The organism is Oceanisphaera sp. (assembly GCF_052084945.1).
GTDB lineage: Bacteria > Pseudomonadota > Gammaproteobacteria > Enterobacterales > Aeromonadaceae > Oceanimonas.
Genome location: NZ_JBQDEX010000020.1, coordinates 1 through 17,746 on the forward strand (window position 1 = coordinate 1; position 17,746 = coordinate 17,746).

Genomic DNA, 17,746 nt, shown 5'->3' on the forward strand with positions numbered 1-17,746 from the left:
CGTCGGGCTCATAACCCGAAGGTCGTCGGTTCAAATCCGGCTCCCGCAACCAATTTAAACGAAAGTAATACCTTTTAAGCAGTACCAGTTATGTCATGGACGCGGGATGGAGCAGTTTGGTAGCTCGTCGGGCTCATAACCCGAAGGTCGTTGGTTCAAATCCAGCTCCCGCAACCAATTAATAGCCAAGCTATTATTAACATACCCTATTGATTACCCCATTATTTATTACCTCAGCCCTACCCTACATATATCTAAAACACCCATTAATGCACTAATATTTATCACTTATTTATTTAAGATCCTTCTGCTGTCTGCAAATCAGCAGCACCTGCTCATCTTGGTAGTAATCTAAGACCCATCTGGAAACTTACTGAAAAGCGGTCGAATAAATTCGACCGTACGCTCGGAGTAGAACAGCCATCAGCTTAGAGCCTACTGTTGATAGTAAGCTCAAAGAGTATTCAGCTCAATTTAAAGCAGACCAATTTCTTTAACCTACTTGACGAATATGCTGCTCATTAACATGAGTATCTAAGCTGATGATCCTATCGTTCATCACTTTAATAGCGCCAAAGGTAATGAGCTGCTTACTATTCGAGAGTAACTTTTCACCTGCAAGAGAGATACAAACAGACGCTGATGGTGAGGTTTCTACTACCATCAGCGTAAGCAATTCAGTGGTAATATCTAATGCGATTAACTCACCTAGCTCAGGCTGATGGTAATCCGCTTGCGGTTCAAAAAACCAACTTTGTGGCATTAGCGGTTTATAAAAACGGGCAACCGCGACCGCGTTTAATGCCGCCTGTACTCGTTGGGCTGAAGAGCCAAATGAAGACAACTTATCAATGAAATTATAGTAAAGCCCAGTGTCCTCTACCGAAAAACACTGATCAAGCTGCTCTGCACGCACCAAATTTTTTTTAAGATAGGGCGTGCAAAAGAGCATATCACCCCCTAACTCCAACATGAGGTGACCCTCTTCACCCACAAACCAGCGCCACTGATCATTTGGTTGAAGCAACATCCTAATCACACCTTATGTCTCTCATAGACACGAATAATAGATTGTTATTTAATACGCTAATTTATAGCGCATTATTAATAATTAGTACATTTTTATATTAAAGATGGCGCGCTAATTGCTGGATAAGAGCCGGGCCATGATAAATAAAGCCAGAATACACCTGTACTAAACTTGCACCAGCAGCCATTTTCTCACGCCCCGCCGTTAGTGAGTCTATGCCCCCTACCCCAATAATGGGTAAGCGATTATCTAAATAACGGGATAGCTCTTTAATAACCACTGTGCTTTTATGTTGCACCGGTCGACCACTCAGTCCGCCCATCTCATGAGCATGAGGCAAGTCAAAGACTAAGTCTCTATCTAGGGTGGTATTAGTCGCAATAACACCATCAATGTTATAACGCACCAAGCTATCTGCCACCTGCTCAATTTCAGCCATGGATAAATCCGGCGCTATTTTCACTAATAGCGGTACATTTTTACGATGTTGTAGCGCTAATTGAGCCTGTTTTTCTTTAAGTGACGCCAACAAGTCATCTAATGCTTCACCGTATTGTAAGCTACGCAAGCCAGGGGTGTTAGGCGACGAGATATTCACCGTAATGTACCCCGCATGTTGGTAGGCTTTTTCCATGCAGATCAGGTAGTCATCTTTGCCATGCTCTATGGGGGTGTCTTTATTTTTACCTATATTAATGCCCAGCACGCCCTGATAGCGAGACTGTTTAACATTTTCAATTAAATAATCGATGCCATTATTATTAAACCCCATACGATTTAAAATGGCGTCGGCTTCTTTGATACGAAATAAGCGAGGCTTGTCGTTACCATCTTGTGCACGCGGCGTTACTGTGCCAATTTCAATAAAACCAAAGCCCATAGCGGCAAAGGCATCAATGCAATCCCCGTTTTTATCAAGCCCTGCGGCTAAGCCTACGGGATTATCAAACGTCAACCCCATTAATTCAACGGGATTCATTACTTTGGGCCGTCGGTACAAAGCGGCAAGTGGTGTATGTTGCGTTTTGGCCAGCCCTTTAATGGTAAATTCGTGAGCACGTTCTGCATCGCATTGAAAAAAGAGAGATTTAGCCAAAGAATACACGTCATTTGTCCTTATAAAAAAGCCCCAGTGTTGGCTGGGGCTTTACATGAACCACTTTTATATTAAGCGGCGTTCATACAATTAAGATGGAGCAGATTCAGCTCACGCAGTGCAACCGAAAACTGAGCAAACTCATGGTTGCTCGAGGCTTTAAATTCGGCCAACAAATGGCGCCAACGATTTAGCAACTGTTCGTGCTCATCCAGCCATAGGCTGAGCATATTAGCGCATTCTTGCTTTTCTTTACAGTGTTTCAGCACCACAGCACTCAGACTACGTTGTTGAAAGTCTAAGTCTTCTCTAAATGCCGCACGGGCCAGTGCTTGCCAGTGGTTATTTACTTTTTGCTGGGTTATTTGCTCTAAAAACCAATGCAGCTCAAGCTCATGGCCTAAATGGAAATATAACTCAGCCACCACAGGAATATCGCGATCTTGTTCTTTGGCAACTTGTGCTATATCTAACGCCGAGAAAGCACTGCTCATTTTAGCCACGCGCTCTGCGACAGAGGTTGGCACCTGCTCGGCTTCTAACGCCGCAGCCTCTTGCTTGATCTGATTCGCCTCAGAGGCAACCAATGACGTATATAAGTGCTCAGAAACCGTATTGTATACAGGTTTAAACTGTTCAATATGTTGCTCAATGCTCATATTGCGCTGACGAGAGCGCAAGAACCAACGTGTTGCACGACGCACCAAACGGCGCACCTGATAAAACATATCTAACTGCACTTTAGCCGATACCTTATTATCTAAGGCTTCTATATCACGGAATAAAGTGTCCATGCCAAACACATCACGAGCAATCAAAAAGCTGATGGCAACATCAGCAATAGTGGCACCGGTTTCATCTTGCAAGCGCTTAGCAAAATTAAAGCCCATATCGTTAACCATCATATTGGCCAAACGGGTGGCAATAATTTCACTGCGCAAGGGGTGATGAGTGAGCGCATCGCCACACTCATCCACTAATTTTTTCGGCATGCTCATGGGTAATAAGCGGGCAATATAGTCGTTATCGGTCAGCTCACTGATATTGAGCATCTCTTTTAACACCATTTTGCCATAGGCCATTAAAATCGCGAGTTCAGGGCGTGTTAAGCCTTGCCCCGCCGCCATACGCTCGGCTATTTCTTCATCGCTGGGTAAAAACTCTAATTGCCGGTTTAATTTACCTTCTCGCTCTAGCCATTGAATAAAGTGCTGGTGCTCTTTTAATGGCCCTGCGCCGCGATGTCGAGTAATGGAGATCGTTTGCGATTGACGATAGGCATCTGTTAGTACTATCTCGGTCACTGCCTCTGTCATATCAAACAACAATTGATTACGGTGCTTCATGGTTAAGTCGCCCTTATCCACCAAGCTGTTTAATAAGATTTTGATATTCACTTCGTTGTCTGAGCAATCCACGCCGCCCACGTTATCTATAAAGTCGGCGTTAATACGCCCCCCTTGGCGAGCATACTCAATACGGCCTAACTGAGTGCAACCTAAGTTACCGCCCTCACCGACGATGCGCGCGCGCAGCTGAGCGCCATTAACCCGCACCGCATCATTGGCACGATCGCCCACATCGGTGTCGGTTTCATCGGCTGACTTCACATAGGTGCCTATGCCACCGTTCCAAATCAGATCTACCTCGGCCATTAATAAATGTCGAATGACCTCTGTTGGCGCTAAGCTGTCGGCTGTGGTATCGAGTAAGGTTTTCATTTGTGGGCTTAGCGTAATGGATTTGGCCGAGCGCTCAAAGACACCCCCGCCTTCAGAAATAAGACTGGCATCAAAATCAGCCCAACTTAAACCCGGGGTATTAAATAAACGCTCACGTTCTTTAAAGGTGCTGGCCGCATCGGGTGTGGGGTCAATAAAAATATGCAAGTGGTTAAAAGCACCCACCAAGCAGGTATGCTTAGAGCGCAACATGCCGTTACCAAACACATCGCCGCCCATGTCGCCAATGCCGACGGCGGTAAAGTCTGTGGTTTGACAATCTATGTCCATTTCACGGAAGTGGCGCTTTACCGACTCCCAGCCACCGCGGGCAGTAATGCCCATTTTTTTATGGTCATAGCCCACAGAGCCACCAGAGGCAAAGGCATCCCCTAACCAGTGCCCAAACTCGGCACTAATTTCGTTGGCAATATCAGAGAAAGTAGCGGTGCCTTTGTCGGCGGCCACCACTAAATAGTAGTCGTCTTCATCGTGGCGTACTACGTCTTTTGCCGGGATCACTTCGCCATCAATAATATTATCGGTGACATCTAATAAGGCACGAATAAACAAGCGATAGCAGCTTTTTCCTTCCGCTAAGAAAGCCTCACGATCCCCTTCAGGTAACTGCTTACATACAAAACCGCCTTTGGCCCCTACAGGCACAATCACGGTATTTTTCACTTGCTGTGCTTTCACCAAGCCCAGCACTTCGGTGCGAAAATCTTCACGGCGATCAGACCAGCGTAAACCACCACGGGCTACTTTACCCCAACGCAAGTGCACCCCTTCAACTCGGGGGGAGTAAACAAATATTTCATACTGAGGTAACGGCAGCGGCATATCACTGATGGTTTCAGGGGCCAGTTTAAAAGAGATGTACTCTTTTGCCTTACCATCACTTGCCATCTGATAAAAGTTGGTACGAGTGGTCGCTTCAATCATTTCTAAGTAACGACGAATAATACGGTCATCATCAAGGTTGGCAACCTTGTCTAGCCCACTCACCAACTGCTGGTGTAGTGCCTGCTGCTGTTCGGCGTCTTGCGTGATAGACAACGAAAAACGCTGTTCAAATAGCGAGAATAATAACGCGGCAAGGTGAGGATAACGTGACAACGTTTCTTCAATATAACGCTGACCAAAAGTCACCCCAGTTTGACGCATATATTTAGCGTAACCACGTAATACACTTATATCTCGGCCCGTCATTTCGGTCGCCAGCACCAAACGGTTAAAGCCATCATTTTCAAGCTGATTGTCCCACACCTGAGCAAAGGCTTGCTGAAAGCGCTGCTGACAGTTATCTAAATTTAATGGTAAACCTGTGTAGTACATTGAAAAGTCAAGTAACCATAAGGTTTCATTGGCACATTCAATTTTATGCGGCGTTTCGCCAATAATGCGCAACCCTAAGTTTTCAAGCATAGGGAGCACATCAGATAAATGAATCGGCTCGGCTCTATGATAGAGTTTTAAGCGCACTCGATTAGAATCAGCCGGCTCTTCTTGGGCACGATAAAACAACATACCTAGCGGATTATCGTCACTTAATGACTCTAGCTTTTCGATATCGGCTACCGCGGCCCCTGGTAGCACTTTTGCTGAATAAGCAGGGGGAAAAGCCGTGGCATACTTAGCCGATAATCGTTTCCCTTCGGCTTCACCAACACCCGCTGTTAGCGATTGTGTTAGCTTGTCTTTCCAGCTGCGAGCCGCTTCACTTAGATTTGCTTGAATTTCGTTCACATCAATATCCATTGCGTTGTTGGCTACCCGAATTAAATAATGGGTGCGCGCTAAAGCGCCCTCAGAAAAATAAGTGCTAAATTCAACTTCTTCTTCTGAGCCAAAATAGTGTTGTAAAATTTGCTGGGTTTTCTCTCGAAGTTCGGTGCTATAGCGCTCTTTAGTGACATACACCATGCAAGAAAAAAAGCGACCAAACACATCTTTTCGAACAAATAACCGCGTTTGATCCCGCTCTTGCATGCCCAACACGCCCATACCAATATCAGTAAGCTCTTGCTCACTGGCTTGAATTAATTCATCTCTGGGGTAGGTTTCTAAAATATGAGATAACGCTTTAAATGAGTGGGCACCGGGCTCTAAATGAGCACCTTCGAGAATACGGGTTAATTTAGCGCCAATCAGTGGGATTTCTAAGGCACTGGTATTATAGATATTAGACGCATATAAGCCGATAAAACGATCTTCACCGATCACCTTACCCTGTTCATTAAAGCGCTTAATTCCAATGTAGTCGATATAGTAAGGCCGATGTACCCGCGATTGGTGGTTAGTTTTAGTCAGTATGAGTACATTGCTATTCAGTGCGGCCTCTCGTGCAATGGGCGCTAAGCTACTGAGTTTCAATGCCTCGCTGGGTGGCGCATTACGCATTAGACCTAAGCTGGTATCAACGTCAGGCAACAATTGATGATCGTTATTGACTTCAGACAAATGATAGCGGCGATAGCCCAACAAGGTGAACCTGTCTTCTGCTACCCAATTTAAAAAGTCTAATGTTTCTTCTACATTATCGGGGTGAGCCTGAGGTGTTTGCTGTGGTAACTCGTCAATAATGCGGTGTAGTTGCTGTGACATAGGCTGCCAGTCTGCAACAACCAACAATACTTCATTTACAACGGAGCGTAACTCTTTACTCAGTGCCTGGCAGGTATCGGCATCCGTTAAGCTGTCGATTTCAATCAAAAACGTGGTTTCTATACTTTGCTCTTCTACCGACTCAAAGCCGGTTAACACTTGCTCTATCTCGCCATGCTTATCACGAACTAAGTGCATAGGTTGATGCAGCATAAAGTGAGCGGTAATCCCCATTCGCGTTAGCACCATCCGCACAGAGTCGACCAGAAAAGGCGCATCTTGGGTAATAATTTCAACTATGGTATGAGGCGATTGCCAGCCATCACGCGCAAGCTCTGGGTTATATACCCGTACGTGGGGGGCCTCGTTATTACGGGCTTTAAAAGCATTCCATAAATTGATGGTTGCACCATACATATCACTCTCGTTGCGGTGGTGCAGGTCATCATGCGTAATGGTGCTATAGAGCTTACCTACAAAAGCATTCACTAAATTGGCTGTTGGTTCAGGATATTTTTTTGCCACTAACTGATACACATTTTCCAGCAGCACGGCTCTTGGTGTGTCTTTTAATATCATGATGTTATCGTCCTCTGATACAGGCAATGGCGAATAAATAAAATAGCTCGCCTTAACGATTTTTAACCAGTGTAAGCTGGCCTTATTTTTTATGCGAGCAAAGCCGTGAAAAAATAGAGTATATTTATCATCTGGTTCATAAATCACCGCTTATTTTTAATGGCTAAGCATGCGTATAAAAATGCCTGTATCACAACCGTGATACAGGCATTGTTGTAAACATAAAGCGTTCGCTTAACGTTATTTTGGGTGTCGTTAAGACAGTAGCGTAATACGCTGTAATTTATTATCTGGGCTTAGCTCTATTTCAAAATGACCATGCAGCCCATTATGGCTTACAAAAGTGCGAAAGTGATGCAAGGCGACTTTAAGGCGCACTCCCTGCTCAGTCGTCACTAATAATAGCCCTGTGCGCCCTTGATAATATTGCAGCAGCTGCGCTCGCGAAATAGCAACACGAAAACGCAGCTTTTTCATCAGGCTAGCGCCTTACTGATCTTCTCAAATAAGTCCCGAGACAGATCAGGCAAAGCCATTAACTGTTGCAAGCGATCTTTAATCAGTAACTGGCGCGTATCATCTAAGCGAGCAAACTGGATCAGCGGGGTGATCATGCGTGCCGCAACCTGAGGATTACTGCTGTTTAGCTGAGTTAACACTGACGTGAGTAAGTCATAACCTCGGCCGTCTATGCGATGAAATTGCAGCGGGTTGCCCATAATAAAAGCCCCCACCACAGCCCGTACACGATTAGGGTTATTGATGCTAAACGTCGGATGTGCCATCAGCTGTTCCACTCGCGCCACCGCATCGTCTCCCGGAGCTGTTGCTTGCAAACGAAACCAGTTATCTAGCACTAGGCCATCTTGCTGCCACTTTTGTTCAAAATCAGCAAGCAAAGCACTCACCTGTGCTAACTCTGCCCGCACGCCCGCTTTCATTGCCGCTAGCGTATCAGTCATGTTATCTGCAGACTGATATTGTTGCTGTATTAAGGCGGCTTCACCAGCTTGTGCTAAATAACCTAAGGCGACGTTTTTCATCGCGCGTTTGGCAATATCTTGGTGTTCAACCTGATACTCAGAGGTTAGGTTTTGTTGATAAGCGTGTAACCATAATGGCTGTAAAGCGGCGGCTAATTCTTTGTGCAGTTGCTCGTGCACTTGACCTAACAGATCAATATCCACCTGTTCAAACAGCTCTAGCAGACTCCCTATATCAGGCAATGTTAGCATTTGCGCTTGCAAAGCTTTATCAAGCAGAGGGTCTTCTAACGTTGCGCGAAACACATCTAAGAGTGGGCGCGGCACAACGGTGTGCTGATGACGCTGTAACTGGGCAACATTATCGCGCGCCGCATTATTAATTAGCATTTGCACTGCGTCCCAACGCACAAACTCATCAATGCTGTGTTTGGCTAACAAGGTCAATTGCTCATCGGTGTAGCAATAATCTAATTTAACAGGTGCCGAAAAATTTTGTAGTAATGCCGGTGTCGGCTCTGAGGGTACCTGTTCAAACACAAAATGCTGTTCATCGTCCAATACATCCAGCACTGGGCCTACTTCAGCCCCCTTCATGATTAAAGTAAGTGGCTCACCTTGAGCGCTATACAATGCAACGCTAAGCGGAATATGCAAAGGTAACTTTTGTGCTTGTCCTGGTGTAGGTGGCGTATGCTGGCGCACCGTTAATGTATAGCGTTGTTGCACGGCATCGTATTTATCAGTTACGGTCAGTATTGGTGTACCTGCTTGACTATACCAGCGGATAAAACGGCTTAAGTCACGGCCACTGGCCTCACTCATTACGCTAACAAAATCATCACAGGTGGCCGCTTGGCCATCAAAGCGCTGTAAATACAATGCTAAACCACTTTGAAAAGCCTGCTCTCCTAATAAGGTATGCAGCATGCGGATCACTTCAGACCCTTTTTCATACAAGGTCACTGTGTAAAAGTTATTCATCTCGATAACCGCATCGGGACGAATGGCATGGGCCATAGGACCGGCATCTTCAGCAAATTGTGCGCCGCGCATAATACGGACATTTTGAATACGATTAACGGTGCGTGAGCCTAGATCCGAAGAAAACTCTTGGTCACGAAATACCGTTAACCCTTCTTTTAACGATAACTGAAACCAGTCTCGACAGGTGACGCGGTTACCGGTCCAGTTATGAAAATATTCGTGGCCAATAACCCGCTCTACATCTAAATAGTCATTATCCGTCGCGGTATGAGGGTCGGCCAATACAAACTTGTCATTAAATACGTTCAGGCCTTTATTTTCCATAGCGCCCATATTGAAAAAATTCACGGCGACTATCATGTAAATATCAAGATCGTATTCTAACTGGCAACGCTGTTCGTCCCATGCCATGGCCGCTTTTAAGCTCTCCATGGCATGCCCCGCACGGTGCAAATTGCCTTGGTCAACAAAAATTTCGAGCGCGACTTCTTTACCACTTAGAGTAGTGAAGGTATCGCGTAATACGTCAAAGTCCCCTGCGACTAAAGCAAATAAATACGCCGGTTTAGGGAAAGGGTCTTGCCATTGCACCCAATGACGACCGTCGTCAAGCTGCCCCTGATCGATACGGTTGCCGTTAGATAACAAATAAGGATATGCGGTGGCATCAGCAGTAATACGAGTACTAAAGCGCGCCAACACATCGGGGCGGTCTAAATAATAGGTAATACGCCTAAACCCTTGCGCTTCACACTGAGTACAAAAAGCGCTACCCGATTTATAAAGACCTTCTAGCGCAGTATTCGCCTCAGGATTTAGTCTTGTTTTAATGGTGAGTACAAATATTTCAGGCAGTTGTGACAAGATCAGGCTATTGTCGGTTTGCTGATATTGAGTAATATCAATGCCGTTAATTGCAACTTGCAATAAGGTCAGCTGCTCACCGTCTAGTACCAAGGGCTCATCATGCTCACCATTACGTCGTACGCGACTAATAGCCACAATGTCGGTAGCGTTGTCGTGCAGTTGTACGTCTAAGTCTAGGGTATCAATCCAGTAATGAGGCGGTTGATAGTCTTCTCGATATTGTACTTGTGGATTTGTTTGGGTCATGGAGATCTCGCTAACGTCGTAGAAAAACGTAAAAGTGGGCGCCGGCTTTGCAGAAAAACCAGTTAGCAAGGCGCCAACTGGTTAACACTATCAGTAAGACAGCTGGGTCAAATCAGCGGTAATACGAGCGGCTTCTTCCAAGTAGCTGTCTTCGGGCTCAAAGTCTTTTGGAATATCATCCAATGATGCGACTTCGTCTAATTCAGCACGGCGTAACCTATCATTTAAGCGGGCGAGCGATTTGGCATCCAGCTCTTCCATTTCGGTTTTACGGCTAGCCAAATTTAATGATATCGAGTGTTTTTCTTTTTGCTTCTTGTATTCTTTAATATCTTCAAATACATAAACAAACTCAGGATCGTGCTCAATTCTGGCTTGATGGCGCTGGCGTAATTCAGCTAATACCGGCGTAAAATGGCCCAGCGCATCAAAGTTCAAACTGTCTACTTGATCCCACGGCAGCGCATTATCTTCTAGACTTTCACCGGTTTCGTCAGCCACGACAGCAGTTGGAAAAGGAATATCTGGTTTAACCCCCTTATTTTGGGTACTGCCGCCATTAATACGGTAAAATTTAGCAATGGTAAATTGCACAAATCCCATCGGGTGCTCATGCAAATCGTAAATACGCGACAAGCTGCGATGCTGTTGTACTGTGCCTTTACCAAAGGTATTTTCACCTAAAATGACTGCGCGACCATAATCCTTTAATGCCGCAGCAAATATCTCGGACGCCGAAGCAGAGTAACGGTCGATAAGCACCGTCATCGGGCCATCGTAAGCAGTCATGTCATCATCATCACCATTCACCGAAATACGCCCTAAGCCATCGCGTATTTGCACCACAGGACCACTGTCGATAAATAATCCTGTTAAGTTTGATGCTTCGGTTAATGCCCCGCCGCCATTGCCTCGTAGATCAATCACTAAACCATCAATTTGCTCTTTTTTAAGCTTATTAATTTCTTTAGTAACATCACCACTTAAATTGACATAGAAGCTAGGGATTTCAATGACCCCAATATTTTGCTCACCGACCTGAATAACACTGCCGCTCGCGGCTCTATCTTCAAGGCGAACTGTGTCGCGGGTTAGCTCAACCACAGTGGGAGTGGTAGTGACGGCTTTGCCGCGTTGGATTTGTAACCAAACCCGAGTGCCTTTTTTGCCCTTGATCAAGTCCACGACTTCATCAAGGCGCCAGCCAATCACATCCACAATACTGTCGCTACTTTGGCCAACACCAATAATACGGTCGTCCGGTTGCAGTTCACCCGACTTGCCCGCAGGCCCGCCCGGCACCAACGAACGGATCACAGTGTAATCGTCTTCTGCCTGTAATACCGCGCCTATGCCTTCAAGAGACAAGTTCATTTCGGTTTCAAAACGCTCGGCATTACGAGGGCTTAAATAACTGGTGTGCGGCTCAATAGTACGAGCAAACGCATTCGCAAAACTTTGAAACGCATCTTCACTTTCACTTTGTACAAGTCGCTTAATGGCATTGTTATAACGTTTGCCTAACGTTTCGCTTATCTCATCCCAATCTTTATCGGTGAGCGCTAAACTAAGAGCATCGTATTTCACTCTTTTTTGCCACAGCACATCTAGCTCAGCTTCATCTGCAGGCCAGTCGGCTTCGCGTCTGTCATATTGATATTCGTCATCACCTTCAAAGGTCATTGGCGTATCAAGTAACGATAAAGCATACACCAAGCGTTGATAGCGCAACTGAAGGCTTTCATTATACATTTCAAAGGCAACATCGAGTTGCCCTGTTTTAAAGGCGTCATCAAAGCTATTTTGATGACGCTTAAAGCGTGTTATATCGGCTTGGGTAAAAATGTTTTTGCCATAATCTAGGCTGTCAATATAGCGTTCGAATATTAGCTTTGAAAAAGCATCATCTAATTGAAACTTTCTGTAATGAGAACGGGTAAACAGAGAGCTAACCCGCTTGCTCGCAGCCGCATGCTGGCTTTCTGGTACCAATAATGGAATAGCGGAGGCATCAGTAGTTGGCGGCACCGCCCAAGCAACACCTGCCGCCAGCAACCCCGCGGCGACCAAAGACAAACGAATTTTGTGACTGTTCAAACCCAACTCCTTAAAGGATAAGATGCTCGAATTTAACTCGCACCGACATACCGGTTTTTAACTCAACCTGCACATCATCACGGGTAATTTCTTTAATGGTAGCAGCGACCGGTGACTTACCCAGTAAGACACGTATATTTTGTGCCACCACTAACGTGGCCGGATCTGCCTGTTGGTACTCTTCTTGTACCGCAGGTTGAGCATCAGGCTGAGTTTTGGGCTGAGCCTTGGCTTGTGGCTTCGCTTTAGGCTTGGTTTTTTTAGCAGCGGGTTTGTCTTTGCGTGCACCAAACACTTTTTCTTTACTTTCTTTTAATGCGCCCTTGGCATGATCAACATGCTCTTGGGTGAGTTCTCCACACGCCTCACCGTCTAGGTTTACTCGGCTTTGTCCGGCTTTTAAGCCATGCAGATAGCGCCAGCTAGAGGTGTACTGACGTAATGCCGTACGCAATAAAGTTTTAGATACCTTAGGGTCTTCACCCAAGCGGGCCGCTAAATCCTGAAATATACCGATTTTAAGCGGCTTAGCTTCACCGCTAGAAATAAAGCACTGAGGGAAGCGTTCAGCCAGGTAGGCAATAACTTCTTTACTGTTTTTCAATTTTTCCGAGTTTTCCATGAAATACCTTGGTTTAAGACCTAAGGGCGCATCGCCCACATTAATACACGCATATTATAAAGAGCATACAGACAAAAGCGACCCAAACCTTACAATAAGGGCTGCACTGCTGCCACCCATTGTGTTAAACCCGCTTCATCTTCTTCATCAAAACGACCAAATTGAGGGCTATCTATATCAAGTACTCCCCACACAGTATGGCCATCACTCAATGGCAAGACTATTTCGGCATTACTGGCACCATCACAGGCGATATGACTCGAAAATTCATGTACATTAGCCACACGCTGAACTTGGCCCGTTGCCGCGGCGGTGCCACACACCCCTTGTCCTAGCGGAATGCGAACACACGCGGGTTTGCCCTGAAACGGCCCCAACACTAAACTATTGGGCTCACATAAGTAAAATCCAACCCAGTTAATGTCTGTTAGCGTCAAATTAAGTAGCGCAGATAAATTAGCCAATTTGGCTATACGATTAGGTTCGCCTTCGCATAACGCCTGCGCTTGGGCGATAAGACTTTGGTAAAATGCAGTTTTTTCAGTCATAGCTCTAACATATCATTATTTTTTGCTTAACTTACCTGCCCTTTCTCCAAATGAAAACCCGATGATGGTGATTGATGGATAAAAAAATTCAACAGACCCCTATTTTACAGTGGTCTAATATTATAAAGATGATGAAAAAACGCCGCCCGGTGCTTATTTACGCCCATATCTTTGCATTATCCGGTGTTTTGCTTGCAGTGCCTGTCCCATTATTGATGCCATTGCTCGTTGATGAGGTTTTGCTCGACAGCCCTGGCCGTTTGCTTGAAGGCTTAAGCTGGTTCTTGCCCCCCTCTTGGCAAACCGGTGTTGGCTTTATTTTAGCCGTATTGGTGATCACTTTATTGCTACGGGTTTTGTCATTGTTTTTTAATATTATTCAAGGACGACAATTTGCTCGCGTTGCCAAACAACTGACGTATGAAATCAGACAATTATTGGCGCATCAGCTCTCTCGTACCCCATTGCGTTCGTTTGAATCTGTGGGCGCGGGCAGTGTGAGCTCTCACTTTGTGACTGATGTAGAAACCCTAGATAAGTTTTTAGGGGAAACCTTAAGTCGTTTGCTTATCAGTTTACTGAGTGTGGTAGGTACCGCCATCGTTCTGCTACTACTGAGCTGGAAACTGGGCTTGTTTATTTTGTTACTTAATCCGGTCGTCGTGTATTTTTCTAGTCGATTAGGGGCCAAGGTTAAGTATTTAAAACGTAATGAAAACAGTGCTTTTGAATTATTTCAGCAAGCGTTAATAGAAACCCTAGACGGTATTCACGAGATACGGGCGGCTAATCGCGAACGCCATTATCTATTACGAGTAACGGATCGTGCCCGTGGTGTGCGTGACAGCGCCATTGATTATGCGTGGAAAAGTGAAGCGGCCGGTCGCGCCAGCTTTTTACTGTTTTTATCGGGGGTAGAGTTATTTCGGGCCACCGCCATGATCATGGTGTTATATACCGAGCTGACTGTGGGTCAAATTTTTGCCGTGTTTAGTTACCTGTGGTTTATGATGGGACCCGTGCAAGATTTGCTCAATATGCAATATTCATTTTATGCCGCAAGTGCCGCACTTAAGCGAGTCAATAGCATGTTGTCTTTGGGTGGTGAGCCCGAGCAAACTGGTACTGTCGATCCCTTTAGCCAAGCCACTACCTTGCCAATAACAGTAGAAAACCTCAGTTTCTCGTACAACGGCGACCGTAAAATATTAGACAATGTGAGCTTACATATTAATGCCGGTGAAAAAGTGGCTTTAGTCGGGGCCAGTGGTGGTGGAAAATCGACCTTTATTCAGCTATTACTGGGCTTATACCCCGTCGACAGCGGTATTATCCGTTTTGGGGGCGTGAGCAGTCACGACATTGGCTTCCCTACCATACGAGAGCATGTATCTACTGTATTACAAGATCCCGTATTGTTTAACGACACAGTGCGCTCTAATTTAAGCTTGGGTGATCACCATGATGACTCGGCGTTATGGCAAGCTTTAACAGTCGCGCAATTAGATGATGTTATCGCCAATATGGACGAAGGACTGAATACCCAGGTGGGTCGACGAGGCATTAAATTGTCTGGTGGGCAAAAACAGCGATTAGCCATTGCCCGTATGGTGCTTAAAAATCCAGCCATTGTTATTTTAGACGAGGCCACTTCGGCATTAGATACTGATACTGAAAAAAAATTACACATCGCCTTATCTACGTTTCTACAAGATAGAACCACGTTAATTGTGGCACACCGTTTAAGCTCTGTTCGCCAAGCCGATCGGGTATTGGTATTTGAAGACGGTAAAATCAGTCAGTCTGGTACCCATTATGAGCTATTAGAGCAAGAGGGATTATACCGAACCTTGTACTCTTAAGCAGGTTCAGTGTTGCCATGGCGTATACCAAACCATTACGGCTTAAATTAAGAGTCGGCAATATGCCGACGCATTTCAACAAATAGGGATAGAATGAGATGTTGAGCAGACAGCGACGCAGGGTTAGCGTTTTTATAGCAATACTGTTGGGAGTTAGCGGCTGCGATACGCCTAATAGCCATCCTAATATTGCACTGGGGCCTGATGAAAGTACCACACAGCAGCTTTCTCAACGCATATTAGCCAGTTATGGCTTAGATGAGCACGACTATAATGCGCATTTTTTACCCTTTGATGAGGCCTTAAAAGGGTTACAAAATGGCAGCATTGATATTTCAATGTCATTTTTAGGCCTGCCCACCAATGGTATTAAAAGCCTACAAGCGGCGACCGGTGATATTCGCTTGCTCGGTTTATCTGATCACGTTATCAGCGAGATTGAACAACACAGTGATTATCAAGGTTACTCCATTACCAAAGACAGTTATGCGTTTTTAACAAAAGACATTCCCACGCTGACCGCCTATGCGGTATTAATGGCCAACACAGAGACCATTAATAATGAAATGGCCTACCAGCTGGCGCGCATTATGTACGATCAAAGCCTCGCCCCCCTGCCTCATAGTCAGTCGCGTTTTTTAACCCTAAAAAATGCCTTACAAGGCAGTCAACATTTGCCGATTCACCCTGGCGCTAAGCGCTTTTATGAAGAGCAAGGCCTAACAGTTACCCTGCCCGTTGCCCAAGTAACGGCCATGGGGGCAAAACAAGAGTTTATTTTTGGCACTGGCAGTCAAGGGGGTACCTATTATCCACTGGGCGGTGAGCTCACTACCCGCTGGAATGAGCAGTTGCCTAGCGTTAATTTTACTAATGTTGCGACCCAAGCCTCTATAGAAAATCTGCATAGTCTCAGAGAGGGAAAGATGGATCTGGGCATGACAGTCAATGTGTCTGCGGTTAATGCGCTACAAGGCAAAGGCATCTTTGCTGAGCAGGCGGTGGAAAATATTGCGTTTATTGGCCAGCTCTACCCCGAAGTGTTTCAAATAGTGACCCGAGCCAGCAATGACCTATCATCATTGGCTGAGCTTAAACACCGCTAAACAGAGGGTGTTTTATACTCTGCATCTAAGGTTAGGTCGGTGCTGTTGTTAAATGACTCACAAACAAGATTAAACACCAAATAAAAAACCAACAGTACTAATATTGACTACAAAACAAAACATCAACCACACAGAGCACCATTAAACGGCCACAGAGGGTCGCGCATTAGCAGCATTATCGTCTGTTGAGTCATAACTTTATTGTGTTCTGGGGTTGGCAAAGCTGGTTGGGCTTGTTAATGTGGACGCAGACCGATTAGAGAGACAGGCCACACTATTTTATGAACTTCCTGCAAAGCACCCAGCACCATCATCATACTGACTAGGCTTTCAGAATAATATTCTGGAAGGCTTTTCGCTTGGCGGCTTCCAGCAGGATAAAAGATATTACCCTCGGAAGCTTTGCTCCGAGGGTTTTTTCGTATTATTGGCATTATAAATTTTTCATATTCTCTGTATTAAAACGTGACACACAAGGACTATCGCATCATGACTCTGGATCAAACTCGTTTACGTATCGCAATTCAAAAATCTGGCCGCTTAAGTAAAGAGTGCCAAAAGATGTTGAAAGGCTGTGGTGTAAAACTCAACTTACGCGAGCAACGCCTGATTGCTCACGCAGAAAATATGCCTATCGATCTGTTATTAGTGCGCGATGACGATATTCCTGGCTTAGTCATGGATGGCGTAGTTGATTTAGGCGTAGTGGGTGAAAACGTACTAGAAGAAACCGTCATGGAGCGCCAAGCACAAGGTGAAACCGCTGAATACAATGTGTTAAAACGCTTAGACTTTGGTGGCTGTCGCCTGTCTCTGGCGGTGGCGCAAGAGCTCAATTATCAAGGGGTGAAAAGCTTAGAAGGCAAACGCATTGCCACCTCTTACCCTTGGTTACTTAAGCGTTACATGGACAGCCAAGGCGTTAAATTTAAAAGCGTAATGCTAAACGGCTCAGTAGAAGTGGCCCCTCGTGCCGGTGTGGCTGAGGCCATTTGTGACCTAGTGTCTACCGGCGCCACCTTAGAAGCCAATGGCTTGGTCGAAACCGATGTTATTTTCCGCTCTAAAGCCGTGCTCATTCAAAGCGCCAATGAACTGCCCGCCAATAAGCAGGCGGTGATCGATACCTTGCTACCGCGCATTCAAGGCTTACAGCAAGCCCGCGAAAGCAAATATATCATGCTGCACGCCCCTAAAGAGCGTCTAGAGGAAGTGATCGACTTATTGCCCGGTGCCGAGCGCCCCACTATTATGTCTTTAGCGGGTGAAAGCAATCAAGTAGCCATTCACATGGTGAGCAGCGAAGATATGTTCTGGGAAACCATGGAAGGCTTAAAAGCCTTAGGCGCATCATCTATCTTGGTGTTGCCTATCGAGAAAATGATGGAGTAAGCC

11 protein-coding genes, 1 tRNA gene and 1 other annotated feature are annotated in these 17,746 nt (G+C 45.5%); of the genes, 4 read left to right on the forward strand and 8 right to left on the reverse strand.

What is annotated here, in order from left to right; genetic code table 11:
* The first annotated feature begins 100 nt into the window (after positions 1-100).
* Positions 101-177 (forward strand) — tRNA-Met (locus ACTHY5_RS03280).
* Between the two features lie 316 nt (positions 178-493).
* On the opposite strand, the gene ACTHY5_RS03285 is transcribed toward ACTHY5_RS03280, so the two are convergent.
* From ACTHY5_RS03285 to ACTHY5_RS03320, 8 genes are all read right to left on the reverse strand, one after another.
* Complete coding sequence (locus ACTHY5_RS03285; RefSeq protein WP_441876311.1) at positions 494-1,030, reverse strand: cell division protein ZapC; 537 nt, start codon at positions 1,028-1,030, stop codon at positions 494-496.
* A 97-nt stretch (positions 1,031-1,127) separates the two neighbouring features.
* The gene (pyrD, locus tag ACTHY5_RS03290) at positions 1,128-2,135 is read right to left on the reverse strand and encodes a quinone-dependent dihydroorotate dehydrogenase (protein ID WP_441876314.1); all 1,008 of its coding nucleotides are present in this window, start codon (positions 2,133-2,135) and stop codon (positions 1,128-1,130) included.
* 62 nt (positions 2,136-2,197) lie between these two features.
* On the reverse strand, positions 2,198-7,033 hold the full coding sequence (locus tag ACTHY5_RS03295) for an NAD-glutamate dehydrogenase (RefSeq protein WP_441876317.1): 4,836 nt from the start codon (positions 7,031-7,033) through the stop codon (positions 2,198-2,200).
* Positions 7,034-7,288: 255 nt separating this feature from the next.
* Positions 7,289-7,510 carry a DUF2835 family protein gene (locus ACTHY5_RS03300; RefSeq protein WP_441876320.1) on the reverse strand — a complete coding sequence of 74 codons (222 nt, stop codon included), beginning with the start codon at positions 7,508-7,510 and terminating at the stop codon, positions 7,289-7,291.
* Entirely contained in the window at positions 7,510-10,116 is a 2,607-nt protein-coding gene (gene pepN, locus ACTHY5_RS03305; RefSeq protein WP_441876323.1) for an aminopeptidase N, read from the reverse strand. The genes ACTHY5_RS03300 and pepN overlap by 1 nt, the downstream gene beginning before the upstream one ends.
* Before the next feature lie 90 nt (positions 10,117-10,206).
* Positions 10,207-12,213, reverse strand: a complete 2,007-nt coding sequence (gene prc, locus ACTHY5_RS03310; RefSeq protein WP_441876326.1) for a carboxy terminal-processing peptidase — start codon at positions 12,211-12,213, stop codon at positions 10,207-10,209.
* 10 nt (positions 12,214-12,223) lie between these two features.
* Positions 12,224-12,835, reverse strand: coding sequence for an RNA chaperone ProQ (gene proQ / locus ACTHY5_RS03315; RefSeq protein WP_441876329.1), 612 nt, complete (start codon positions 12,833-12,835; stop codon positions 12,224-12,226).
* 89 nt (positions 12,836-12,924) lie between these two features.
* On the reverse strand, positions 12,925-13,383 hold the full coding sequence (locus ACTHY5_RS03320; RefSeq protein WP_441876332.1) for a GAF domain-containing protein: 459 nt from the start codon (positions 13,381-13,383) through the stop codon (positions 12,925-12,927).
* Between the two features lie 74 nt (positions 13,384-13,457).
* On the opposite strand from ACTHY5_RS03320, the gene ACTHY5_RS03325 reads away from it, so the two are divergent.
* The 3 genes from ACTHY5_RS03325 (at position 13,458) to hisG (ending at position 17,743) form a co-directional block, all read left to right on the forward strand.
* Positions 13,458-15,245, forward strand: coding sequence for an ABC transporter ATP-binding protein (locus tag ACTHY5_RS03325; protein ID WP_441876335.1), 1,788 nt, complete (start codon positions 13,458-13,460; stop codon positions 15,243-15,245).
* Between the two features lie 98 nt (positions 15,246-15,343).
* On the forward strand, positions 15,344-16,351 hold the full coding sequence (locus tag ACTHY5_RS03330; RefSeq protein ID WP_441876338.1) for a TAXI family TRAP transporter solute-binding subunit: 1,008 nt from the start codon (positions 15,344-15,346) through the stop codon (positions 16,349-16,351).
* Positions 16,352-16,652: 301 nt separating this feature from the next.
* Positions 16,653-16,774, forward strand: a sequence feature (His leader region).
* 72 nt (positions 16,775-16,846) lie between these two features.
* The gene (hisG, locus tag ACTHY5_RS03335; protein WP_441876371.1) at positions 16,847-17,743 is read left to right on the forward strand and encodes an ATP phosphoribosyltransferase; all 897 of its coding nucleotides are present in this window, start codon (positions 16,847-16,849) and stop codon (positions 17,741-17,743) included.
* The last annotated feature ends 3 nt before the right edge of the window (positions 17,744-17,746 follow it).